At 59.4% G+C, this 23,253-nt stretch carries 19 protein-coding genes and 4 pseudogenes; 14 read left to right on the top strand and 9 right to left on the bottom strand.

Annotated features, from left to right (window positions below; genetic code table 11):
• The first annotated feature begins 41 nt into the window (after nt 1-41).
• The 5 genes from NKK50_RS26475 to NKK50_RS26455 are packed head-to-tail and all read left to right on the top strand — an operon-like array spanning nt 42 to nt 6,499.
• Entirely contained in the window at nt 42-2,123 is a 2,082-nt protein-coding gene (locus NKK50_RS26475; protein ID WP_352544085.1) for an acetate--CoA ligase family protein, read from the top strand.
• On the top strand, nt 2,120-3,067 hold the full coding sequence (locus tag NKK50_RS26470; protein ID WP_352544084.1) for a MaoC family dehydratase: 948 nt from the start codon (nt 2,120-2,122) through the stop codon (nt 3,065-3,067). The genes NKK50_RS26475 and NKK50_RS26470 overlap by 4 nt, the downstream gene beginning before the upstream one ends.
• Complete coding sequence (locus NKK50_RS26465; protein ID WP_352544083.1) at nt 3,064-4,020, top strand: ABC transporter permease; 957 nt, start codon at nt 3,064-3,066, stop codon at nt 4,018-4,020. Before NKK50_RS26470 ends, NKK50_RS26465 begins: the two co-directional genes overlap by 4 nt.
• A 7-nt stretch (nt 4,021-4,027) precedes the next feature.
• The gene (locus tag NKK50_RS26460; RefSeq protein ID WP_352544082.1) at nt 4,028-4,855 is read left to right on the top strand and encodes an ABC transporter permease; all 828 of its coding nucleotides are present in this window, start codon (nt 4,028-4,030) and stop codon (nt 4,853-4,855) included.
• A 3-nt stretch (nt 4,856-4,858) separates the two neighbouring features.
• On the top strand, nt 4,859-6,499 hold the full coding sequence (locus NKK50_RS26455; protein WP_352544081.1) for an ABC transporter ATP-binding protein: 1,641 nt from the start codon (nt 4,859-4,861) through the stop codon (nt 6,497-6,499).
• A 120-nt stretch (nt 6,500-6,619) separates the two neighbouring features.
• Here the strand turns inward: NKK50_RS26455 and NKK50_RS26450 are convergent.
• The 5 genes and pseudogenes from NKK50_RS26450 to NKK50_RS26430 form a co-directional block, all read right to left on the bottom strand.
• Nucleotides 6,620-7,392, bottom strand: a pseudogene (locus NKK50_RS26450) (IS6 family transposase).
• A gap of 21 nt (nt 7,393-7,413) precedes the next feature.
• A complete protein-coding gene (locus NKK50_RS26445) occupies nt 7,414-7,560 on the bottom strand; it encodes a hypothetical protein (protein WP_352544080.1) in 147 nt (48 codons plus the stop codon).
• 131 nt (nt 7,561-7,691) lie between these two features.
• The gene (locus tag NKK50_RS26440) at nt 7,692-8,033 is read right to left on the bottom strand and encodes a hypothetical protein (RefSeq protein WP_352544079.1); all 342 of its coding nucleotides are present in this window, start codon (nt 8,031-8,033) and stop codon (nt 7,692-7,694) included.
• Between the two features lie 148 nt (nt 8,034-8,181).
• Entirely contained in the window at nt 8,182-8,748 is a 567-nt protein-coding gene (locus tag NKK50_RS26435; RefSeq protein ID WP_352544078.1) for an SET domain-containing protein-lysine N-methyltransferase, read from the bottom strand.
• 1,057 nt (nt 8,749-9,805) lie between these two features.
• Entirely contained in the window at nt 9,806-10,267 is a 462-nt protein-coding gene (locus NKK50_RS26430) for a hypothetical protein (protein ID WP_352544077.1), read from the bottom strand.
• Between the two features lie 477 nt (nt 10,268-10,744).
• On the opposite strand from NKK50_RS26430, the pseudogene NKK50_RS26425 reads away from it, so the two are divergent.
• A pseudogene (locus tag NKK50_RS26425) lies at nt 10,745-10,864 on the top strand (transposase domain-containing protein); the annotation flags it as partial.
• Nucleotides 10,865-11,613: 749 nt separating this feature from the next.
• On the opposite strand, the gene NKK50_RS26420 reads toward NKK50_RS26425, so the two are convergent.
• Nucleotides 11,614-14,253, bottom strand: coding sequence for a hypothetical protein (locus NKK50_RS26420; RefSeq protein ID WP_352544076.1), 2,640 nt, complete (start codon nt 14,251-14,253; stop codon nt 11,614-11,616).
• A gap of 1,025 nt (nt 14,254-15,278) precedes the next feature.
• On the opposite strand from NKK50_RS26420, the gene NKK50_RS26415 reads away from it, so the two are divergent.
• From NKK50_RS26415 to NKK50_RS26395, 5 genes and pseudogenes are all read left to right on the top strand, one after another.
• A complete protein-coding gene (locus NKK50_RS26415) occupies nt 15,279-15,971 on the top strand; it encodes an ABC transporter substrate-binding protein (RefSeq protein ID WP_352544075.1) in 693 nt (230 codons plus the stop codon).
• 1 nt (nt 15,972) lies between these two features.
• Complete coding sequence (locus tag NKK50_RS26410; protein ID WP_352544074.1) at nt 15,973-16,206, top strand: hypothetical protein; 234 nt, start codon at nt 15,973-15,975, stop codon at nt 16,204-16,206.
• Complete coding sequence (locus NKK50_RS26405) at nt 16,203-16,586, top strand: hypothetical protein (protein WP_352544073.1); 384 nt, start codon at nt 16,203-16,205, stop codon at nt 16,584-16,586. Before NKK50_RS26410 ends, NKK50_RS26405 begins: the two co-directional genes overlap by 4 nt.
• Before the next feature lie 14 nt (nt 16,587-16,600).
• Nucleotides 16,601-16,852, top strand: coding sequence for an ABC transporter permease family protein (locus NKK50_RS26400; protein WP_352544072.1), 252 nt, complete (start codon nt 16,601-16,603; stop codon nt 16,850-16,852).
• Nucleotides 16,840-16,977, top strand: a pseudogene (locus NKK50_RS26395) (ABC transporter permease); the annotation flags it as partial. The gene NKK50_RS26400 and the pseudogene NKK50_RS26395, both read left to right, overlap by 13 nt.
• Before the next feature lie 120 nt (nt 16,978-17,097).
• Here NKK50_RS26395 and NKK50_RS26390 read toward each other — a convergent pair.
• Together NKK50_RS26390 and NKK50_RS26385 are read right to left on the bottom strand one after the other, a co-directional pair.
• Nucleotides 17,098-17,475: an ABC transporter permease gene (locus tag NKK50_RS26390; RefSeq protein ID WP_352544071.1), complete on the bottom strand. Its 378-nt coding sequence runs from the start codon at nt 17,473-17,475 to the stop codon at nt 17,098-17,100.
• A gap of 66 nt (nt 17,476-17,541) precedes the next feature.
• Nucleotides 17,542-17,847, bottom strand: a complete 306-nt coding sequence (locus NKK50_RS26385; RefSeq protein WP_352544070.1) for a hypothetical protein — start codon at nt 17,845-17,847, stop codon at nt 17,542-17,544.
• A gap of 370 nt (nt 17,848-18,217) precedes the next feature.
• On the opposite strand from NKK50_RS26385, the gene NKK50_RS26380 reads away from it, so the two are divergent.
• The 3 genes and pseudogenes from NKK50_RS26380 to NKK50_RS26370 all read left to right on the top strand — a co-directional run bounded on the left by NKK50_RS26380 (nt 18,218) and on the right by NKK50_RS26370 (nt 20,327).
• On the top strand, nt 18,218-19,366 hold the full coding sequence (locus tag NKK50_RS26380) for a hypothetical protein (RefSeq protein WP_352544069.1): 1,149 nt from the start codon (nt 18,218-18,220) through the stop codon (nt 19,364-19,366).
• Nucleotides 19,367-19,436: 70 nt separating this feature from the next.
• Entirely contained in the window at nt 19,437-19,943 is a 507-nt protein-coding gene (locus NKK50_RS26375; RefSeq protein WP_352544068.1) for a hypothetical protein, read from the top strand.
• Nucleotides 19,944-20,031: 88 nt separating this feature from the next.
• A pseudogene (locus tag NKK50_RS26370) lies at nt 20,032-20,327 on the top strand (restriction endonuclease).
• Nucleotides 20,328-21,330: 1,003 nt separating this feature from the next.
• Here the strand turns inward: NKK50_RS26370 and NKK50_RS26365 are convergent.
• On the bottom strand, nt 21,331-21,825 hold the full coding sequence (locus tag NKK50_RS26365; RefSeq protein ID WP_352544067.1) for a MaoC family dehydratase: 495 nt from the start codon (nt 21,823-21,825) through the stop codon (nt 21,331-21,333).
• Nucleotides 21,826-23,253 lie beyond the last annotated feature (1,428 nt).

The raw sequence follows: 23,253 nt of genomic DNA, 5'->3' as shown, positions 1-23,253 counted from the left end.
AGAGCGGGCGGCAGGTATTTGCCGTGAATGGAGTATTATTCATGAACGAGAAACGACGGCTCAACCTTCGCCGTCTTCTGAAGCCGCGGTCCGTCGCCCTTATCGGCGGGCGCGCGCTTGCGCCATCGGTCCAGATTTTACGGCGCGCCGGCTTCGAGGGTAGGATCGATATCGTTAATCCGTCGCATGCCGAGATCGGTGGAATTGCATGCGTGCCGACTATCGACGACCTGCCGGAAGCGCCGGATGCCGCCTTCCTGAACGTCAACAGACATCTCACGATCGAAGCCGTTGCGGCGTTGGCGCGTCGGGACACCGGCGGTGCGGTGTGCTTTGCCGCCGGCTTCGGCGAGACGGGGGAGAACGGCAAGTCGCTGCAGAGTCGGCTTGTCGCCGCCGCCGGTGACTTGGCGATTGTCGGCCCCAATTCCAACGGCCTGCTCAACCGCCTCGACCGGGTGGCGCTGTGGCCCATGAACGACCATGAGCCCTACGCGGTCGAGAGCGGCGCCGCCTTCATCTCGCAGTCCGGCGGCATCGCCTATGCGTTCGTGCGAGACCGGCGCCAAGTGCGGGCCGCCGTCGTGGCGTCGACCGGCAATCAGGCCCTGCTGGATGTCGCCGATTGGCTGGCGGTACTGGGCGAGGATCCGCGCATCACAACCATTGGCATCTTCCTGGAAGGGCCTGGCGACGTGGCGGCGCTATCAGAAGCCGCCAAGGTCACCAGGGCGCGCGGCGTGCCGGTGGTCGTGCTGAAGAGCGGGCGCAGCGCGCTTGGCGCGGAGATGGCGCTCACCCATACCGGCTCGATGGCTGGCGACGACCATCTGTTCGACGCCTTATGCGACCGGCTCGGCTTCACCCGGGTCCACACGCTGCCGCAGCTTCAGGAGACGCTGAAGGCGATGAACGTTTGGCGCGGCCGCCTGCCAGGCAACCGCATGACGGTGCTGACGGCGAGTGGAGCGTCCCGCGCGTTGTTCGCCGACGCGGCGGCGGATGCTGGATTGGCGCTGCCCGCGCCCTCGGCGGCGACCGCGGCCTCGCTACGCGAGCAACTGCCCGACTTCGCCCATGTCTCCAATCCGCTTGACCACAATGCCGCCTACACCGGCATGGTCGGGCTTTCGCTGGAAAACGAGCCGGCGCTCTACGAGTGCTTCCGCACCATGCTGGCGGGCGGCTACGACATCGGCGTGATGAACTCCGACAGTGGGGACGGACTCGAATCGCCGAGCCTCAAGGCATGGGTGCGTGCAGCGAGGGACACCGGCATTGCCTCGGCGCTGGTCACCACCATGCCGGACTACATCTCCGAAAATGCCCATCGAATCTGCCGGGAGAACGGCATCGCTGCACTGCACGGGGTGGAGGACGGCGTCGCGGCGATCGCGGCGGTGGTCCGGCACAGCCAGCGCGTCGCGGCGGCTACTGATGGCGATATTGGACTTCCCGAGGCGGTCGCAGCCGACGGCGGGTCGCAGATTATCGACGAATGGGGCTCCAAGGCGGCGATGGAAGCGGCCGGCGTGCCTTTCCCCGACCGGCGCATGGTGGCGCGAGGCGAGGTGACATCCGCCGCCGCCGCGATCGGTTTCCCAGTGGTGCTGAAGGCGGTATCACCTCTGCTGCTGCACAAGAACAGGATAGGCGCCGTAGCCGTCGGCCTTGCGGACGGGGCGGCCCTAGCTAGCGCCCTCGACCGGATGGAACAGGCCCTTTGCGCCGCGGGAATCAAGCCGGACGGCTTCCTTGTGGAGAAAATGGTTTCGGGCGCCGCCGCCGAGATCATCGTAGGGATCAAGGCAAGCCGTATCTACGGTCATGCGCTAGTGATCGGCGCCGGCGGCGTCGATGTCGAGCATATGAAGGATTCGACGGCTCTGCTTTTGCCGTCGACGCGCGCCATGATAGAGGCGGCCATCGGTGGCCTGAGAACGACCAAAAACTTAACTGAACAAGCCAAGAGCCGGCTGGCCGACATTGCCGAGGCAGTCGCTGCCTATGCGGTAGAAAACCGGCGTGAATTAGTATCGCTGGACATCAATCCGGTAATCGTTACGCGCGATGGCGAGGCGGTCGCCGTCGACGCTCTGATCGAGAGGAGGGTAACGGCATGAGCAACGAAGGCATCATCGGCGTGCGCGGCCCGGATTTTGAGGTGCCGATCGAGCGCGGTGCCATAAGGCAATTCGCACGCAGCCTCTATTCCTCGCATCCCGCCTGGATGGAGGCACGCGACGCTGTCGTGCCCCCGACCTTCCTGGTCATGGCTGGCTATCACTGGGGCTACATTCTCGAGCGACCGCCGGCCGGATCGGCCCTTGCCGGGATCGATGCGTACGGGACGACTGACGGCGAGCAGTCTTTCGAGTTTTTTGGTCCGCCGCCGCACGCCGGCGACAGCCTGATCGCCTCGACCGAGGTCGCCGATCATTTCTTCAAGGAGGGCCGATCCGGCAGGCTCGAATTCTTCGTCATGAAGACCGACTTCCGCGATGCGACAGACGGGCGCTTGGTGGCGCGCTGGATGCCAACTTCCATTAGACCGGACCGCCGTCCCGGGTTCGCCCCCGCTAAAACGGTGCGCGAGCGCCCATGGCTCAGGCGGGGGGAATCCCGGCTCGAACTCGATGAAGTTCGCGCCGTGAAGACGACTCTCGGAATTGGCGACGGCCCCGGCGAAGTTACGGTTTCGGGCCTGACGATGACCGAGATGATCCGCTATCAATGTGCGTCCGGAGAAGACTCACCAGCTCACCACGATACGTTCGCGGCACAGGCAGAGGAGGGGTTGCCGGATTTTATTTCCGTCGGTATGCACCATGCCGGCGTGCTGGGCGCCTACGCCGCCCACTGGCTGGGACCGGAGAATGTGAGAGCCATGCGCGCCCGCTTCCTGGCTACCGTCTGGCCGGGGGATGTGCTGACGTATGTTGGCCGGGTTCGCGGTTTCGGCGAGCGTGAGGAGGGCCAGACTGTGGAACTCGACCTGGAATGTCTGCGCGATGGCATGGCCGTGGTGCGTGCCCAGGCGACGTTCATGGGGCCAAAAGGATTATGATGCAAATAGCTAGGCTCGTCCTGCACCGGTTGGCGCTCGGCTTCGTCACACTTCTGATCGTCTCGATCTTGATCTTCTGGTCTGTGGAATTGCTGCCTGGCGACGCCGCGCAGGAAATCCTCGGCCAGTCGGCGACGCCCGAGACGGTGGCCGCGCTCCGCCACCAACTCGGCCTCGACCAGCCGCCCATGACCCGCTATGCCCACTGGCTGCAGGACATTGCCCACGGCGATTTCGGCACGTCGATCGCCAACAGGCTGCCTGTCTCGCAACTGATCACTGGGCGGCTTGGCAATACGCTGTTCCTGGCCGCGTTCGCAGGCACCATAGCCGTTCCGCTGGCTCTGATACTCGGCATCCTCGCGGCGCTTCTGCGCAACTCCCTGTTCGACAGGGCGGCCAGCGTCTTGACGCTAACCGCGATCTCGTTTCCCGAATTCTTCGTTGCCTATATCCTGATCCTGTTCCTGTCAGTGAAGCTGGGGCTTTTCCCGTCGATCTCCAACATCACGCCGAGCACGGATTTCGCCGAACGGGTCTACCGCTCCTTCCTGCCTGCGCTGGCGCTGACGCTCGCGATCACGGCGCATATCATGCGCATGACGCGCGCTGCGCTCATCAACCTGTTCAGCCTACCCTACATCGAAATGGCCCGGCTTAAAGGCGCGTCACAGATGCGCGTCGTCATGGTGCATGCGCTACGCAATGCGCTGGCGCCAATCGTCAACGTCGTCGTGCTGAATCTCGCCTATCTTATCACCGGCGTGGTCATCGTTGAGGTCGTTTTTGTCTATCCCGGCTTCGGCCGGCTATTGGTGGATTCAGTGTCGAAGCGCGACGTGCCGGTGGTGCAGGCCATTTGCCTGATCATCTCGGTCACCTACATCTTGCTCAACCTGTTCGCCGACATCGTGTCGATCTTGTCCAACCCTCGCCTTATGCACGGGAAGTGAGGTCGCGATGGCGTCTTTGATCCGCACCGTGAAAGGAATGCCGCCGACGGCGCTGTTCGGCGTGGCTGTCATCTCGATCTACATACTGGTCGCTGTCTTTGCGCCGCTGCTCGCGCCCTACAGCGAACGCGAGGTTGTCGGCGGTCAATACCTGCAATGGTCGGCCGAGCATTGGCTTGGCACCGATAATCTCGGTCGCGACATGCTGACCCGGCTCATCTTTGGTGCCCGCAATACGCTCGCCATTGCCTTATTCGCGACGGCGCTAGCTTTCGTGATCGGGACAGTCGCTGGCCTCCTCGCGGCGACGGTGGGAGGCCTGGTCGACCAGGTGCTGTCGCGCCTTGTCGACATCATCATGGCCGTGCCGGGTCTGATCTTCATCCTGTTGCTGCTGACGATCTTCGGCACCGGAATCGGCACGCTGATCGCCGTCATCGCAATCCCCGATTCCACGCGCGTGTTCCGGCTGGCGCGGGCGGTTGCGCTCGGCATCGTTGCGATGGATTTCGTCGAGGCAGCGCGGGTGCGCGGCGAGGGGCTGTTGTGGATCATGCGCCGCGAGATATTGCCGAATGCTGCAGCGCCACTGGTGGCGGAATTTGGCATGCGCTTCTGCTTCGTGTTCCTGACCATCGCTGCGCTCTCCTTCCTCGGCCTTGGCATCAAGCCGCCGCTAGCCGACTGGGGTTCGATGGTGCGGGAAAACGCGACGCTGATCACCTTCGGCGACATCACGCCGCTGCTGCCGGCCGCGGCAATCGCGCTGCTCGCGGTCGCCGTCAATTTCGTAGTCGACTGGGTTCTTCACGAGGTCAGTGGGATAAAGGACTGAGCAATGTTGAGACCGGATCCGTCCAACAATCCTCTTCTGACGATCCGCGGCCTGCGCATCGAAGGCAAGGCTGATGAGGCCTGGAAGCCCATTGTCAAGGACGTCGACCTTACGGTGAAGCGCGGCGAGGTATTCGGCCTGATCGGAGAGTCGGGCGCGGGCAAATCCACGATCGGGCTTGCCGCCATGGGCTTTGTGCGCGACGGCTGCCGATTTACCGCCGGCAGTGTGCTGTTCGACGGCATCGAGTTGATCGGCGCGCCGCGCAAGGTGCGACGCGGGCTGCGCTCATCGCGGATCGCCTATGTTGCCCAGTCAGCGGCCGCGAGCTTCAACCCGGCATTCCGCCTGATAGACCAGCATGTCGAGTTTCCTGTCCTGCGGGGCCTGATGACCCGTGCTGAAGCTGAAGCCGATGCGATCGAGCTCTATCAGAAACTTCAGTTACCAAATCCCGCCGAGATTGGTTTCCGCTACCCACACCAGCTTTCCGGCGGCCAGTTGCAGAGGGCAATGACGGCCATGGCAATGGCTTGTCGACCCGATCTGATCATCTTCGACGAACCGACGACGGCGCTCGACGTCACCACCCAGATTGAAGTCCTCTCAGCGATCCGCGACGCGGTGCAATCGCTTGGCACGTCCGCCATTTATGTTAGCCACGACCTTGCAGTGGTGGCACAGATGGCCGACAGGATCATGGTGCTGCGCAACGGTGAAACCGTCGAGGAGGCGCCGACGCGCACTATGCTGTCAAGCCCTCAGGACGACTACACCAAGTCACTTTGGGCGGTGCGCAGCTTCCGTGCGCCTTTGCGGCCCGACGCGGAACCGCCGCCGCCGCTGGTCAGAATTGAATCCGTGGACGCCGCCTATGGAGCGGTACAAGTGCTGTCTGATGTATCATTCGTGCTGCCAAGGGGGCGAACGGTCGCAGTTGTCGGCGAATCCGGGTCGGGGAAATCCACGCTCGCCAAAGTTCTCATGGGGCTGCTCCCGGCGAAGGCCGGCTGCGTCGAGCTCGCCGGAAAGACGCTGCCGCCCAGCTACCGCGAGCGTACAAAGGCCGATCTCAGGCAGGTGCAGATGATCTACCAGATGGCCGACACCGCGCTCAATCCTCGCCAGCGGTTGCGTGAGATCGTTGGACGGCCGATTAGTTTCTATCTCGGGCTAAAAGGCAAGGCGTTGGAGGCGCGCACGCGCCAGCTTTTGCAGGACATGGAGCTCGATCCGGACATCTACATCGACCGTCTGCCGTCGGAACTGTCGGGCGGCCAGAAGCAGCGCGTCGGCATTGCTCGCGCACTCGCCGCCGACCCGCAGCTCGTGATTTGCGACGAGGTGACGAGTTCGCTCGACCAGCTTGTCGCCGAGAGCGTGCTGAAGCTCCTGGTGCGACTGCAGCGCGAACGCGACCTCACCTACATGTTCATCACCCACGACCTCGCGACCGTTCGTGCGATCGCCGATGAGGTAGTGGTCATGAAGGAAGGCAAGGTCGTTGAGAAAAGCCCCAAGGACGAGATGTTCCGGCCACCGCATCATCCGTACACGGGATTGCTCTTGTCTTCTGTCCCCGAAATGGACCCAGACTGGCTGACACGGCTGACAGCAAAGAACACGATGGCGGTCAATACGTAAGCCTAGCCCAGCTTGTATGATGGCCAGGCACTTATGAATCGGGTTCGACCCATCTGGTGGAGTGTCTTGAGGCAGCTCGCGGAGGGCATCCCGCGCGCAATAAAGAAGCTTTGAGATTATTCAGCGCTGTAAGTTATCAGCGGATTGATGCAGCGATAGCTGGCTGGGACGGCTGTCGCGCCGGGGCGACACACCCAATTTGTTCCAGATTTGCATGGCGGCATTACGCAGGTCTCGATATTGAGCCGATGAGACAGCGTATTGTGGGGAAAGTGGAACAGGTCGGCCATCGGATCACGGATGGAAACGAACCGCTGAAGCTGGCGTGCCGACTTGAAGGGTTTCATGGTCCTTTCCCTTCGTCGGGTCGGCTGGTGTGAATTTTCCGCTCGATTATTGAGGCCTTTGTGCGACCGGTGTTCGACACCGGGCATGAGGTCGCGCCTGGCGCCATCATAGGACCGGAGCTTGTCGGTGATCATGACCGTGGTGTCTGCCCTTGAGCCTTCAGCAACTTGCGCATCAGACGCTTTGCCGCCTTGGCATTTCGGCGGCATTGCACCAGAACTTCGAGAACGAAGCCGTCCTGATCGACGGCACGCCAGAGCCACTGCTTCTTGCCACTGATAGCCACGACACATTCGTCGAGATGCCATTTGTCGCCCAGGCAGCCGGCTGACCGTCGCTTGATCTCCCGGGCGAAACGCCGTCCGAATTTCTCCGCCCAGCTTCGAATGGTCTGATGCGTGACGATGCCGCGGGCCGCCGGCTCGTCCTCAACCATGCGCAGGCTGAGCGGAACGCGAAAGTAGAGCCATCCCGCGTGCGCAATGATCTCGGCGGGAAAGCGGTGGCGACGACAGAAAGAGCGGATCACGAGCAACTTCTGACATAGCCCATGTACGCACATCTCATCAGCCGTCAGTTGACTTGACGGTGCCATCGAGATTGTCGCGAATGATGCGCCAGCGCATGGCCGGGGCTCCCGTGCGCAACAGGCCATCGAGGAAGCTGACGAAGTCCGGTTCGGTGCGCGTGTTTACGATAGAGCCGCCGACCATGCCGGTGACAACGTCGAAGTGGGCGATGAGCGTTTGCGTGCCGTGGCGGACATATTAGAACTCGCATCGCTCGACCTTGCCCGGCTTGATCGGCAAGGAAAGGGCGATCCGTTCGAGCGCCTGGATGCCGGTCATCCTCGTCGGCCGACACCGTTTTCGTCGTCTTTTGGGCTGCGATGCGCGGCGATAGACGCTGCACACATCGATGCATCTGGCTTCAAAGTCCGGATCGCGATTGGCCGTGATCCAGGGGCGAACCAGATGCGGCTTGAGGTCAGATTCTCTTTTAAAAGCGCCCCATAGACCGAGGCGAGATGAATGTGACTGCCGCGTCGTACCGCCTCGCGCGCCAGATCGCTCGCGCTCCTGTGGCTAATCGGAACCGCGCCGTCACAAACGCCGACGCCATCGGCTGACAGCACGATCGCCCGCGCCCAAAGCGCCAGTTGCTGGAGTGTCGAATGGCGGATCAAGCGGTCCAGCGAGCTGAGCCTTGGCGCTGAGCGTGAGCGGGGCAGAATGGCGCGACATAGCGTGCTCCTCAGGCTGCGAATCACCCAAAGTGTGTCACCAAATGCGCGCCGCCAGAACCCAACGAGTCGCAACTTCAGCGGAGGTGTGCTAGGAGCCAACCAACTTTGCAAACATTCCTATCCCCCTCGGAAACCGTCCAGAGTTCCGTTGGAGATAGGGAGCGTAGAATCCTGCAGAGAGCATCGGATGATCAGGAGGCAACGTGAAGAAGCCTCCGGCGGATTTTCGGCAATTTGCCGCTGAACAAAGACAGACTGGTACCGCGATACTCTCGCTCTCTGAGGTAGCATAATCCCAGGTCAGTTCGACGTCACGAGAGATTTCCTGAATAGCGATAAAGTCATAGGCTCCGAATCGGTTAGGCGCGATCGCTAGATTGGGATTACAAGAATGGTTCGAGCGGATAGCTGGCTCCTCAAACAGAGCATGAACATTCCAATCCATTTGAATTGTGTATATCGTCCTAACTTCTTCCAAACGGTCGATTAGACCAATCATAACGACCTCGCCGGGCAAGAATTGACGAGCAGAGAAGACGCCATGTCCTCTGTTGCTGCCTGTATCGACGATTTTCGTGTTGCGTGCATTGATTATTCTTGCGCATACAGCATCATCTTTCAATAGGGAATAGGATTTCTTCTTTTTATTCGGCATAACGCGATCCTTTTAATTAGACGCAGATCTAGATCATCTAATGCTTTCGAACGCCTGCCGTGTGAATGGCGGCAGGCGGTACCGGTTCGGCAACGAAGTACATTCAAAATTTGTGCCCATTAGGGTGACACGAGCTGAAGCAAGAGGTTTCCTTGCTGTTCAGCTATTTTCCCGAGACCGGACATGAAAAGGCTTTGCAACCGGTCGGGCGGACTCGACAAACCCGACAGAAATGTCGGTAAGCGTTCAATTTCTGCACCTAGGCCTTTGTGAGCAGGATCGCAGAGATGTGTCCATTATCAATGCAAGAGATGGACGAACCTGGCAGTGGAAAGGTTGCGGTCATCACGGTGCTGAGGACGGCAATCGTCAGTCTGACCCGGTCGTGAGGCCCGTCTGATCAAAGCGTGTCTTGAGCCCCGGGGTTTCGGTCGCGGGCTTGCGCTGGCGTACGGCGTGAATGCGAACCTGTTGCGCAACTGGATTGCGCTGCGTACGCCTCCGGCGAGGCCTTCACCGGCTTTCGATTACCCACATCGTCGGCTTGATTCAATGGAGATGCCGAAGGCGATGTCGTGCAAGAGGGTCATGCCGCGCCGGGCGACATGTTGCCGGGAGGCGGATTATGTTTGCCGGCGAGATAGCCTCCACGCATGGCGATTTGCAGCAGGTAGGCGGCGAGCGTGGGCCGTTGGAGGCGCGGTCGCGTTCGGGACGCGTTGATCTGGTCTAACGCAGTGATCTCGGCGCAGGTGAGAACGTGTCGGGCCCGGCGTCTGGCTTGGCGCGCCGACATAGTGACGAAGAATATTCACCAGCTGACCACCGCGATGAGAGCGAGTAACTTCGCCAGCCTCAAGGCGGTTTCGAGCCTCGCCTCCTCGGCACGGCAGCCGGACTTCATTGCTTGTGGAAAACGTCCGCCTTGCAGCGCAGGGCTTACCAGCCGAGCTTCTCGACCGCCACGGAGAGATCTTCGACCGGCAAGTGGTTCCCAGCTTCCAGTCGATTGGCGAGCGATTGGCCGGCGGATTCGCTTCGGGGGCATGGATGTAGGTCAGAACCTGCCGGCGGTAATTTGTCGATAGCGGCGAACTTCACCTGCAGCCGGGTCGTCTCGTTCTGATCGACCGTAATGCGATGACGTCGCCGCAAGTTGGGCAAAGACGCGATGAGCAGGATCGTGTGGGGCAGCATCGGCAGGCCGCTCGGCCAGCCTGTTCGTCTGCACCCGCACGATGAAGCTCGTACCAAGGTCTTGCGCCGTGCAATAGAGCTCGTAGATGTCGCTCTCCCGGTCACCCACATGCACACAGCGCTCGAGCGCGCCCACGAGTGCGATGGACTGCCGCAAGTTCTCCAGCCAGCGGTAGCTCTCCTTCGTCTCGGTCGGCACGCGCGCGGGATTGATCTGCCGCTTGAGCGCGAGCGTTCCCTTGAATTTCGTTCGGGTCCAGAACTTCACTGCTGTCAGACCGAGGGGTGTGCCGGTGAGGGTGACGGCCACGCTCGAATGCATCAGCACCCCGCACAGTGGGCTCCCCAGCCTTGTGGCGCCCGGCGTTGACGGTCTTGGTGAAGCCGATTTTACTAGGCTGCGCGCGGCTGTAGATAAATTCGGTCGTGTCCTGCAGAATAAGGATCGGACCTTCGCTTGGCGCAACGCGCGCCGCCGTAGCGGCGAAATGGCCGGCGAGAACGCTGTGTTCGGTCACACGTGGGTTGTCAAAGAAGCGCTAGGCCGCCGACGCCGCTGCCCAGTCGCCACAGGCTGCCGGGATCGGCTTGCCCGGCGCTGCTGACAGCTGATCCAGCAACCGGCTGCAGCCGGCGGACCAGACGCTTGTCGGGAAGGGCGCCGCGCGAAGCTCTCCTGCCAAGCGGCTTCGCTGCTGCTGGTCTTGTCCCGCATCCGTGACGCCTCCGTGCCGACGATGTGGGCAATCGAAAGCTTTACCGGATGGGTACTGCGCTGCGGCGCTGAGAGGCCCAGAAAGCCACGCTGCTGACCACCGCCAAGATGAACCAGGTCTATCCGCACGCCTGGCTCACCCAGACCCGCGAGCGTATCGCCAATGGCTGGCCAAACAGCGATATCGAGGTGCTTATGCCTTGAACCTACCATCGCTGAACGGCATCAGCTACCCGCTTACCCAGAAGCGACCGGTGACGCAGGTGGACGAACCGACGGCCTTGTTCCGGTTATCGAGGCCGCTTCGGGATCGGCGGCATCTGCTGGGGCTAGCGCTGTCGATCCAGGGTGAGGCGCGCGTCAAGCCTGTCCAGGAGACGACGCGATCGCTGCGGGCGCGTGTGAGGGCGGGCGCTGCCCAATAGGGTCACGCTCACCCTGGATTGCGGCGACCCGGCACTGGGCATGAGGATAGGCTCGACGAGCAATCCTCGTTTCAACACTGCCAGTGTAGGGCGAACCACCTCACGGCCGGCAACCAGAAAAGGACATAAGGTCTTACGGTGTTTCTCGTCCTGCCGCCCCCGATCGTCTCTCGACCTATTCCCTCAGGCAGCGCTTCATCGTCGGCAAAGCCTGCTCGACATGGCCGCGATCCGGTAAAACCGCAAACCCCGATTCTCTACCCTGCTTGATGAGTTTGCTCCCTCTGCCACCTCGCCCGGTTGAGCGCGCCATGGGCCTCTATAGAGCGCCAATCAGGGAGAGACGCACTGTCACGTTGACTGCCCCGCCGCAGGCCTCACGGCCGGCTGCCGTGTTCCACCTTCTGGCCGACCCTGCGGGAGGTCCATCAGCTGCGCGCCACCCACGGCCATAAGGCCGGAACCTTCCTCTTGAACGCTGGCGTGCTGCAGGTAAGCGATGCGAAGGCGGCATGAATTTTCCGCTTTTTATTGCGAGGCGCCTGGCCTCCGCGGCAGATCGGATGCCCTCGAAACCAATGGGCGAAAGAACACATGATAGTAATGAGGCGTTTTGACCTGCTGCAAATGAATGGGATGTATTGACGCGACACTCGTTTGTGACAGGCACTGGTAAATCTCCCCCTCTCGGTTCATTTCTTCCAGATCGAGAGAAATTGACAAATTCCTACACACGCATCCTGCACTATTAAATAGTTGGATATCCGCGATCTGCAACCATTCGTAGTGCTCCCCTAAGAGCATTTTCACACGCGTGCCGCTTACATATGGCAGCATAATGGAGAAATATCCGTCATGCAGGTGGCGTGCCCGGAGCAAGAAGACATTGGACTCATGTATACTACCGATCGAGACTCTCAGAGGTGAAATGCGCACATTCATATCTTCTGGACCTAGCTCAAGTTGAAATCTTCTTTGCACCAAACCGCTGAATGTGAAGTCAAGCCCCAAGCCGCGCGTTTCATATGCGCCCAGCCGATAGGGCGAGGGCAGGCGCCTCACATTCTTCCAGGCACTTTCTAAATGATAGATCGTCTTCTTGCGATCTGGCCCCATAAACTTGTCGTGCTGGAAGTCCTTGAAATATTCCAGCTCAGCTTCAATAGGCATGTAGGCATTACGGAAAAGCGCTGCGTGGGCGGCCCGCTGCAAAATAGAGTACTCATGTGTCATACCAGACCTCGTAAAAAACGTCCTCGCATCATCGATGAACCGCAAGCATTCAGCTTGAACGTTGGCGACCTTCTCATACTGCTTGTTACTAAGCTTAATTTCCTTCAGAACTGGCTTTCCGGCAAAATCATAGTCCACTACCGCTCCTTCCTTTACAGTACAGCATTGCTCGAATAAGGTGTAATTAGCCCATTGCGATGCAATAAGGGCTTTGCTGTTAGCCGCACGATAAGGTTCGTCGGAAGCAAACACATAGCGGCCGAGTATTTCGATATTCAATTCGCGCTTGAACGTGCGAGACAAATGCTCCTGCGTTCTGCCGTTATAGCCCGTGTCCGCCAATATAATGGTATCGCCTTCTTCCAGTTCCAATTCCTTCGACAAATAGCGCATCAAGCGGGCACGTAAAGAAAAGGAATTTTTGAGGATCAACTCCACGACATCGTCGTCGTGCAACAACTGATGAAAAGCCGTTTTGGGATCGTCAGATTGATGAGCGACCCGTATTAACAATTCCATCACTTCAGGCGGAAGCAAAAGCTGCTTTGCGAGGGCATGAAGGGTGTCGAATTCGGGCTCAATCCCGCTGATGTAATAATCGATATCAGCGCGAGTTTTGAAAGAGGCGGCGATAGCATGGAATTTTCGGATACGTACCAGCTTGCCCACGGGCTTGCGCGCATAGGCTTCACACACCGCTGAAAGAAGATAGGCATCACGCAATAGAAAAAAGACTTTTACTCGCTTACCTTGTCGTTGTAGTGCCTCTACCTCGTCCATCAGAAAGCGGGCATAGGCGTATAGCGCCGGCCCAAACGACATGTACCCTATCAATGTCTCAGGCGTGTACGGACGCAGATTTGCTACAGAAAAAACTGGGCGAAACGGACTCCAGCATGGCTGAATAACTGCTTCAGGTGCTGCCTGTTCGAGTACAATCAACGAGGATGCTGCGTACTGGAGGCGCAAGAAATCTGTAACCTCACGATCAAACGGCAGAAAATGCAGCGCACGTACGCCCAATTTCCGAGGCGCTTGCGCATCGGCTACATCATTGTCTCCGATGTGAAGTAGTTGCGATGCCGCCACCCCACACTCTTTGATCACAATGGGAAAAAGAGCATCGCTCTTGGAGGTCCCATAATCGACTGAGCAGTACAGCTTGCTGATTGACTGCATAACGTCCGCAGGCAAATGCCGAGCCAAAAGACGCCTTAACTCGCCTTCGCGCAAATACGTATCGCTCACGACGATAATTTTGATACCACGGGCGTGCGCCAGCCTGATCAGTTCCACGTACGGTGAGAATGCAAAGCAAACACTCATTTCGGTCCGAATTTCTAACTCGGCCAGTAGCTCCTGTTCTTCACTGGAGAGCGACGTAAAAGACCGATAAATGTCACAGATGTCGATTTCCCTGGATCCGTTCTCTAAAGGCTTCGCTCGACGGGCACGCGCAGCAGCACTAATTCGTTGGTGAGGAGTAACCCCTAGCCTTCGCGCGATTGGAGTATCGGCTAGCACGGCAAAAACGTCTCTAGGTGTCGCTGTCTTGCGCCATAGCAACGTATCGAAACAGTCAAGTGAGAGTACCTTTAGGGAATCTCCAAATTCGTCCAGAACCTTTGGAATGTCCTCCGCCGTTATCCGTGCATTATGGTCGGTGTCCCGCAGGTCGCTCAAGAGCAGGCGATCCTCCGGTTTTTGCCATTTGGTGATCTTTTCCGTTAAACTGCCCCCGTCTGGAAACATTGCATCAGGGTGGCCGATAAACCGATAGACGTCCTCATAGACGTCGTCTTCTGGAAGACGCGGAGCTATCTCGCCATAAATGTCAGGTTCAAACGTTTGTTCGATACATGACGTTCCTGAAGACTGCTGACCAATGTCGGCTTGCTTTATCTTGGCGGCAAAGCGCTCCAGTATATGCTGCATATATTTCCTCCTTCGCTCAAGCGCAAGTTTTCTGGCTGAGAACGTCTCACTCGTCGTCCACTCTTAAGTCTAGGCCCTCCGCATCGCCGAAGTGTCGAGGTCAGCGGCAACCGCTTTCTCTTCAAACTTCCGAGGAGCCGGCAACTAAAATAGGGTTGTTCTGAACTGGTTGAGGGACCGGGTTCCGGGGCTGCGGAGCAAAACTTCGCAGTCCTAACGCCAGACGATCACCATCGTTGCAGAAACAAAATCGGCTAACGTGAAATCATCCTGCCAGTTGATTGACCCTCTGCGCCGGACCAGACCATCGTCCGATGAATATCACTCTATATGTCCCGTCATAGCAGTCGTGAGTGCGGCTGTAGAAGTACTTTATTATGTTATAATCCGCTGCTTGCATGCCCATCCGCCCTTTGTGATGTTTTAATCAAAGAGTATTACAGTTGATGCGTGGTCAGGGCGAGCAGTGGCTATGTCTCAATTCCTTCAGGCGCGAGACAATTGCACTGCGTTGACTCAGCCGATACGACAATTGGATGAAGGCCAAGACGATGGGCCGCTTGGACGTACAACAGCCCGGCATCCATCGCATGGCCTTCAAACAGGATAAGCGCTCGTCTTGCCACTGGCTCTTGTGACCCCGAGGCTGCATGCTGTGCGGCGATCTGAGCGTAAACGGGCATCAGTTTTGGCCGCAACGAACCTCTGACGTCGTGGCGAACGTACCATTGTCAGCGGTTTCCGGTCGTAAAGGTTCTGTAAAATAGTTTGAAGTGTCACAACGTTAGAATAAAGACGGTCGGTCGGTGATTCGGTGGAACTGGAGACACTTCGCGCTCTGTTCGTAAGGGCGCGTAGCTTTCGCAACCCAATTAGATTGTTTAATGGGTTCAATTGTGAGCACGGACAAGGCGAATTCGAAAGTTGGCGGCAAGGGCGTCTCGCGACGCACGATCTTGAAATCGGTCGGCATCGCCGGCGGGCCGCTGCGGCGGTTAGTATAGTCGGCAGCCGCACGGTCCGTTATGCGATCGCCAGAATGCGCCAAGGTCCGGCTCGCCTGGACGGAAGTCACGGCCTGCCATTCGCCGCTCGGCTTGGGCCTCGCCAAGGGTTTTTATGCAAGGCACAATCTCGACGTCGCGTTGTTCTGTCAGGGCGCGAGCGGACAGACGTTTATCCAGGCGCTCGCCTCCGGCAAGGCCGACGCCGGCGCCGGCCTGATCGGCGACTGGTTGAAGCCGCTGGAGCAGGGCTTCGACGTGAAGCTCGTCGTCGGGTCGCATGACGATTGCCAGCGCCTGCTTGCTTCCAGCGCTTCCGGTATCAAAGATATCGCCGGCGTGAGGGGCAAGACGATTGCCACCTATGGCATCGGCGCGCGGCCGCAGGTCGCTTTCCAGGTGACGCTCGCCAAGAACGGGATCGATCCCGTGACCGACGTGACGTGGAAGCCGGTGCCGTTCGATCTCGTCGGCGAGACGGTCGATCGTGGCGAGGCCGATCTGGCGGCGCATCTTGATCCCTGGGCCTATTCGATCGAGAAGAAGTTCAACTTCACCAAGATCGCCGATACCCAGACTGGCATCTATGAGAGAGCGACGTGCTGCGTGCTCGGCGCCAACGGCCTGTCCTTGGAGGCCAACCGCGACGCGCTCCGCCGGTCTGGCCGAGGCAAATATCGAGATACACGAATATGTCGCAAGCCATCCCGGTGAGGTGGCGAAATGGTATCTGGAAGCGCTGAACCAGGCGGGCCTGAGCCTGGAAGACCTCGAGGCGATCATCGGCGGATTGGTCACGCACAACCACCCGATCGGGCCGGAACTGGTCGCCCAGATCCAGCGGGCTTCGGAGGATTTGAGGCTCGTCAAGGTCCTTGACGCGACCACCGATCCGAAGGCCTTCGCCGAGCGGATCACGGTCAACTGCTCGCCTGAGGCCCTCTTATGAGCGATGCAATACAGGCCCTCGATTCCGGCGGGGTTGAAGCTCGGTCGGCGACCTTCGGCGGAGTTTGGAAGTTTGGCCTGTACGCGGCCGCTGCATGGGCGGCAACGGCCGTCATCACGGTCGCGCTGCCGGATGTGGGGCCATGGGGCACCGCTGATCTCTTCGCCATCCTGACCGCTGTTGGCGCGGCGATCTTCGCCGTGCTTGCCTTCTCGGTCGGCTGCTCGGGCGGGTCGGCCGCACGCTCGTGTATTACGGACCGTCGTTCCTGGCGCTCGGTCTCTGGTTCCTATCTGGGAATTCACGACCGCGAAATTCGGCTGGCTGCCGAAGCCCTTCTTCTCACCGCCGCACGGCCTTCTGAATGTCTATGTCGTTGACGGACCGAGGCTGCTTGTCTGCATCCTCTATACTCTGCGGCTTTGGGTCGCTCGGCTTCTTCTCGGGCATTCCTGTCGGCTTCGCGCTGGGCGTCGCTCTCGGCTGGTCGGCGCGCTTCAACTATTGGGGCATGCCGATCTTGAAGTTGATCGGCCCGGTGCCGGCAACGGCCTGGATTCACGCCGCCTTCTATTTCTTCCCGACAAATTTTGACGCCTCGATCTTTATCGTTGCGCTCTCGGCCGGCATTCGGTGGCGATCCTGACGGCATCCGGCGTCCCTCCGGTCAACAGAGCGTATTACGACGTGGCGCGCACACTTGGAGCCGATATTCGTTTCCTTGTCCTCAAGATCGCCATCCCAGAATCGCTGCCGCACGTATTCGTCGGCCTGTTCATGGGTCTCTATTATTCCTTCGCTGTGTTGGTCGTCGCCGAGATGCTCGGCGCCAGACTATGGCCTCGGCTGGTACATCCAGTTTCAGCAGGCCTATTCAGACTACGCCAATGTCTAGGCCATCAGGTATCCGAGCCCTTCGAACGATGCGATGAGTTCCACCGCAACCAGGGTCTGCCAGCCGTTGGCAAGGCCTTCTCGCAGCCCGGTAAAGATCGACGGCACGGCGGAAGGCAGCACGATCATCGTGAGTTTCGACCAGCGGCTGAACGAAAGGACACGGCCAAGCTCCACATAAGCTGCTGGAACGTCGCGCACGCCTTGGGACGTGTTCAGTACGACCAGAATGAAGGCCGACCAGCCGATGACGATGATCTTCAGACCCTCGTCGATGCCGACGATGAGAATGACAATCGGCATCCAGCCGAGGGTTGGGACCTGACTGAGGGCGAGGAACAGCGGATCGACGAATTCGCGAAGGGTCTTCGACAAGCCAACCGCCGTTTGCCGAAGACGAGGCCTACGAGTGCACCGGCAGGAAATCCCTCCGAAACGCGCTCAAGGCTCAACACCGTGCTGGAAAGCAGCGCGCCGTCCTGGATGCCTTCCAACAAAGTGGCGAACACGATCCACGGCGGCGGCAGGATCTGCTCCGGCAACCGGCCAAGGAAAGCGGCGACGGTCCAGGCCGTCCTCCGGGCCGGTCGGCCCTGTGGGACCAGTCGGACCGTCGCCGCCCAGCAGCGCCAGGACGGTCGGGGAGAGGCCGTCGACCGTGACCTTTTCGTTCGGCAGCGCGCCGTCGGCGCGGCGCACGTCAGCCAGCGCATCGATCGTCTCGTGGATGCTGTGCACGAGCTCCACCAGGTCTCTTTGTCAAGCTGCGAACCGTATGGCGTTTAGATGTAGCTCAAATCGATCACCGGTTTTTGGGATTTGGCATTCGGGTGCACCAGAACGTCGCTTCCACATCGCATCGCGGCGCTCGAGCAAGGCTCCGCGCTCAGATTTGAGATGCTTGTTGGAAGTCCGTTGACGTTAGCCCCGGTGGGATCCGAAGCGGCTGGTGCAGGTGCCCGAGTTCGCGCGGTTCCGGCGACTACTAGAATAGTAGATTTTGGCGCGAGCACTAGAGCTTGTCTAATGTTTCAAACCGGTGGAAGATTTGGGCAGTGAACTGACAAGCCCAAAGTTCTAGGCTAGATGTGCTTGGCGACCGATTCGCGGGGGTGAAATGTCAATAATTGTGGATCCGGCAATTCGCATTCTGCCGGATAATCATCGTATTTTCGTGCTGCATCCCGGTGAAGGAAAGCGGTTCTACGGCGACTTTCAAGCTTCGGAATCGGTGTTTCTCGACCTTCCTGGCATTTCGTTCCCCACAGCGCCCGACCTGAACGACACGAGCCTCCGTAACAAGCTTCGGATGGCGAGACGGATCGGGATCTGGAGGCGGCGCGGATCAAATCCGGACGACAAACCGAGCCGAAATGCAGACGATTACGCAGTAACTACAGTCACGGTCGACGCACCCAGATTTGTGCACGAAGTTCACGATCTCTACACAGAGGCGAAAGCTGGGGATTTGGTCATCGTCCCGGGAAAGGGGTATGGCTCGACCGTCTTTTTCGGCGAGGTGATGAATGATTTCGACCCGGATTTCACGGTCACAAGCCACCGCTATCCCGATGAGACCATCCCTGCCCGCAAGGTGAAGTGGCTGCCGGTGAATCTGTCCAAACAGCAGTTTAACCGGCGGCTGATCCGGCTCATGCAGAATCGACAAGCCATCATCCAGGTCACGCGAGAAGACGACCGGCGAGAGATATATACCCACGCGTACGGCGACTATGTGTGGAAAGAGTCGTCCGGCAATCTCATTCGCGTCACAAAAGATGATATCGATCTAAACGATCTAAATAAGGCTGTAGATCTCACCAATTTCTTCGCATCTCAATACCTTGCTCTGAAGAAGGGCGAACTTGAATTGTTTCTTGCGATGGGATTTCACGAAGCCATCGACAAGTACTATGATAAAACCTATTTTGGTGGCGTAAATGTCGAAATACACTCGCCGGGATACTTCGGGCGCCCTATGAAGAAGGCTGCCATGGCCGGGTACGTGTCGGCGATGCTGGCCTTGTCAGGATCGGGCGTGACGGCGCAAGAGGCGGCTTACACGAAAGTGTTGAACTCTGCCAATGCCGTGACTTCAATCTGCGACATGGAGCTCGAAACGGATATACGCCAGACCATGGAGATGTACGCCAACATTCATCTGTGGGAGAACGAGGTCTGCCCGAAGCGCGAGGCTACCAAAGATACCGTTGGCCTTAAGACGGACGTAACGATAAAGAAAGAAGTCCCCTCGGCTGAAAATTAAAAATTCGGCCACGAATATGTATATAATGGGGCGCGGTAACGTTTGTGTGCCGCTTTGAGGAGCGCAGACAGTGCTGAAGGCGATCACAGAATTTGCTCGCGCGCACATTCTTGGGACCGTAGTGGCGTCGCTTACAGCCGGCGCCGCTGGCGGTGCAGGCGTTTATTGGTCGCTTTACGAGGCTCGCGTAAACCGGATCGAAGAGATGAAGGTCCAGGAGTTTCAGGGCCTCGTCGCAGAGAACAAGAAGTTCGAGGAATTGCTGAGCGCGTTCACCGAAGAGGTAGGGACGAGCGGCGCCGTCGACCCGGCAAAACGCAAAGAGATTTCGGCAAGCCTGGTCCGTCTCTATAGCGGTCTCGGCGCGTTCACGGTCAACCTCCCGCCGGAGCAAGAACTTCCCGTGAAAAAGCTCCAGACCTCGATAAATGAGGTGAAGAAGCACGTCCAGCTGATGCAGAAAAAGCAGGATATGGAAACCCTCGGCGCAGCCCTCGCGGTGATGTTTCAAGACATGAAAGCTGCGCAACCGGTCCTGGAACAGGCAGTTGGAAAGCAATTCGCGTCGGCCACGTGATCGAGCGAGCGCGCGCACGTAACCTCATGGACGGCCGCTATCGCGGGGCAGCCACGAAGAAAAGACCATTATCTTGGACGTCCGCCTGGTGAGCGAGGCATTGCTTAGAGCGGTGGGTCAGGAGCCGGATCTGGTCCATGCACTGCCGCCGCGTGAGTTCGACGAGTTGGCGGCCGAGTTGTTCCAACGAGAGGGCTACAAGTTCACGATCACGCCGCAAACCCGGGATGGCGGCAAGGATTCTATCTGGCTAAGGCGGACAGCTTCGGGTCGTTCCTGTATATTGTCGAGTGCAAGCGTTACGCGCCAGACAACCCCGTCGACGTTGGTGTCGTCCGCGCGCTGTACGGGGTGGCTCAGCATGAGCGTGTCACGGAGCTATGACGCTGACCACGTCCTATTTCAGCAGGGACGCGGCGGATTTCGCGCCGAGATCCATTATCAGCTGAAAGAGCTTGTCGGTTTGAAGCTATTACTCGCTTATCGCGGTAGCCGATCTACGAAGCGAACGCCCGAAATAGTCTTGACCAGGACACGTGTCGCGCGGATGCGCGAATATCAGAGGCTCTCGCTGCGCATGGCTTTTGTCTCCGGCTCACGTCGCTCCCGATTTCTTCGGTGGCTTGGTGAGGTCCTTGCCGTGACAGAACCACTTCAGCCATGCGCTTGAAAAGGCCGGCGGTATCCTTCTGATCGCGCGAGAGGCGGTCCATAGCTTCGGCCAGGACATACGGAACGGCCGCGGGTCGCATCCGAGATCAGTCCCTGGGTTATCGGGACGGAGGAGAGACGCCGGACATCAGGTGATCGGTGCATTCCTCGACAACCTGCCAGCCCTGGTTCTCGGCATGACGAGGGCAGACGCGGAGGCTGGTCGGCGATGGAAGCGTCGCGCAGATTGTCGGATGAATAGCGGGCTTAGATCGCAACCTTTACAATGCACTCTCCTGTGACATCCAGGAGCGCGGGTGCGGCGTTCCTTCGTTTGCTCCTCGAACGCCACGGCGCGGCACGGCGGGCGAGCAGGCGGACCAACTCGACCAGGCGCGGGTCCATCAGCGACACCGCGACGTCAAGTTGGGCCCGGTTGATCGATAACACCCTATTTGAGGCAGGTTCAGTCGGGGAGGATCTGCCCACTCCGATCACAAGCCGATCTTTCGACCCCGTGGTCGGCAATCCTCCATGGACCTTCGTGAAGAAGGAAGGCGGCGCCGAAAGGCGACGCGCTTCCAATACATCGAGCCCCTCCGAGACCGCACCGATCAGGCATTCCTGCCACTCTATCTAGCCGACCCCCGCGGGCGCGTTGCCGATCGGTGCGCACTGGTCGCCTACATCGCCCCCGGCACGTGAAGATCGTCTCTGCTGACGCTCGTTGAGCAATTCAGGCCGCCTCCGGCTGGCGTTTGATCAGCGTCAGCGTCAACCAGCGCGCGGTCAGCGCCGGCTTTTTCGAGCCCTCGATCTCAATCGTCACGCCCAGCGCCGTCTGCACCCAGCCCGACGGCCTGACCTTGACGTCGGCCAGTACGAAACGGGTGCGGATGCGAGATCCGGTTTTCACCGGCGCCAGGAAGCGCAGCGATTCGAAGCCATAGTTGACACCCATCTTGCAGTTTTCGAGCGGCCGCATGGTCTCGAAAGTCATCGCCGACAAAAGCGAAAGCGACAGGAAGCCATGTGCGATGGTGCCGCCGAACGGCGTCTCGCGCTTGGCGCGCTCCGGATCGCAGTGGATGAACTGGTGGTCATCGGTGGCCTCGGCGAACTGGTCGATCATCCGCTGCGAGACCACCCGCCACGGCGACACGCCGACTTCCTTGCCGACGCTGGCCAGAAGTTCGTCGAGACTGATCGGTTCCACGCTAATGTCCTCCATTTCAACCGTCCGAAGCGCGAGCGGCTTCATTCCGTGAACAGTGTCAGCCCATGCTGCACCGACTGCCGGCCATCCATCGGCAGGATGGCGCGAGTGAGATGACTGCCGTCACGGCTGCACGAATAGAACGTTCCGCCGTAAATCTCATTCGGCGCACCGATGCGGCCGATCCGAACATGGCCGCAGACGGGCTGGCTTGTACCTCGGTCGCGGTGCGCGTCCTGCAGGCCACTGAAAGCAGCTCGTCTTGCTACCGGTGATCATTCCGCCGGCGCCGCTATGCGGTATTGCCGCAGATTGATAAAATCAATTGTCTGGATAGGAACCATCTGTGTTTCGAATTGGGAGGAGTCCAGCAGACGGGGTGGCTTGGGGTCCTTGTTGAAGCGCGCCGGCCTCATTCACCGGTAGCACTGAGCCGGCAAGAAGCGCCAGTTCAATGCCATTGGGTGTCGACACGGCAAAGCGGCATCAGATGCTACTTCATGATGCGGGATGGCGCTTGCTTCAAGAACCACTCGGCCTGACGTGGAAGCCAGCACCGGATCTGGATTGTCGGTATGCGCGGATATTCGCGCAGCACAGCGGCAACCGCAGCGACGATCGATCTCAGCCGTTGCGAGCATGCCGATCTTGGTAGCGGCCACTCTGTTAGGCTGAAGCGTAGCGCGCATCTGATCCGGCACCAGACGGGTTGCGTAACTTGGATTTCCCGGCGTGTTCATGGGTTTGCACCGTCAGCGCGCTGACAGCAAGGCAGGTGCGCACGCCACTGGAAGCGATCGTCTCGATCTCGCGGGTAACAGCCCCCACCGCTGGAGTCTGACCCGACAGCAACGAGCACATGCGGTTCTCGCCTCAGCGCCATTGCTCTGTCTTTCGATCCATTCTCGCGTGCGCGCTTCTGGGGCGTCGTTCAGCGCAAAGTCGGTGACCACGGCTGCGCTTTCCGCGCGCCAGCCTCGAAAAACGCCTTCGAAACGGTCAGGTTGAGGCCGCCGATGCAGACCAATGGGATCGGCGCGACCTGGTGCTTCCACTCGCTGATCCGCTCGAGTCCTTGCGACGCCCATTCATCTTCTTGAGGCTGTTGGATACACTGGGCCGAGCGCCACATACTCCGGTTCGGCCACTGGCTCCAGTTCGGTGTGATCGTGGATCGACTGGCCGAGCTTCAATCGGACGTATTTCATCGTCAGGCATCGGCGGCAGCCAAATCCTTTTGACCAAGATGGACGAAGTCGCAGCCTTCCTCGATTGCCGTGCGCTATTTGTCGTTGACTCACTTGGCAACCATGGACCGCGCAGGCGTCGTTCGCGCGGCGGATTTCCGTCTGCAGTCCTTTCTCGTCCATATCCTTTATCCGGAGCTGCACCAGACTCACGCCGAGCGGCACCAGCCGTCAATCGAGCCGGCACGTCCACGAC

The organism is Mesorhizobium sp. M0001, from assembly GCF_040324255.1.
Lineage (GTDB): Bacteria > Pseudomonadota > Alphaproteobacteria > Rhizobiales > Rhizobiaceae > Mesorhizobium.
This window is presented reverse-complemented; position numbering and strand designations above follow the sequence as displayed.